Annotated in this window: 1 pseudogene; it reads right to left on the bottom strand. The window is 60.2% G+C overall.

Annotation, left to right across the window (positions count from 1 at the left end):
* Positions 1 to 957: pseudogene (locus tag EXE42_RS15935) on the bottom strand (hypothetical protein); the annotation flags it as partial.

Genomic DNA, 957 nt, shown 5'->3' with positions numbered 1-957 from the left:
GCCGTAGCTGCGTCGACGGTTCCTCGAACGTCCTCCTCGTTCGACCGAAGCCACACCTTCAGATCGTCGCAGATGGCGTCAGGGGCAGACTCAGTGGTGGAGTTACCCGTAATCCGACGATACTGCGCCGACGTTTCATCGACGCGGTGGCCCTTTGCGTCCCGAAGCCGTGACTCGACCGTCGTAACACTGGGGACAGTATTGCTTTCTGCTGTCGCTCGCATGCTGGTGGTGACCGACGCGTTCGGATAGAGCGATGTCATTGTGTCCAGTTCGTTGCTAAAGCGTTCCCAGAGCGACTTCCCACCCTCTTCGACGCCGAAGAGCTCGCGAGTGTCCGCGAAGGTCTCTGCCTCCTCAAGTACCGCGTCAAGATCGTCTTCACTTCCCAAGTCGGACGTGGACAGTTTGCCACCACCGAGAGCCGGCTCAATTGTCGCCTCGAACGAATCGAGCGTTACGTCGAACTCTCTGTTCGCTCCCTTCAGCGTGCGTTTGACGGTCACGCTGTTCTCATCGACCCACTGTCCGAGTTCACTCAGCCATTCGTCCGGTCCGTCGCCCTCCGGCTCCTCCCCGAGTACCGTAGTGACGAATTCCTTCACCGTCTTCGGGTCGATAATCTCGACGCCGAACCGAACCTGAAGTGACGTCAGTCCACCCTTGGTCCGCACCTGCCGACCGACTGCGGCAGGGTCAGTCACGTACTCGGTGTCCTGCTTGAGTGCGACAGACTCGTTAGAGGTTGCGAGCGAAATGAGGAGCGCTGCGATCGACTCCTGGGGTGTCCCACGGTAATCGCCGTTCGCAGTCTGAGTTTGCTGGAGCAGTGTCTCGACATCGACCGACTTCTGTGACTCGTACCTGTCGATGAACTCGCGACACCAGCCGGTGTCTGCGATTTCGGCAGTGGTGGTGTCGACGCCAAGCATGGCGGCGTCCGCGCCCGAGAGCGGC

This window comes from Halorubrum sp. SP3 (genome assembly GCF_005435195.1).
Classification (GTDB): Archaea; Halobacteriota; Halobacteria; order Halobacteriales; family Haloferacaceae; genus Halorubrum; species Halorubrum sodomense.
The sequence above is the reverse complement of the archived record's forward strand: the minus strand, read 5'-3'. Positions and strand labels throughout refer to the sequence as shown.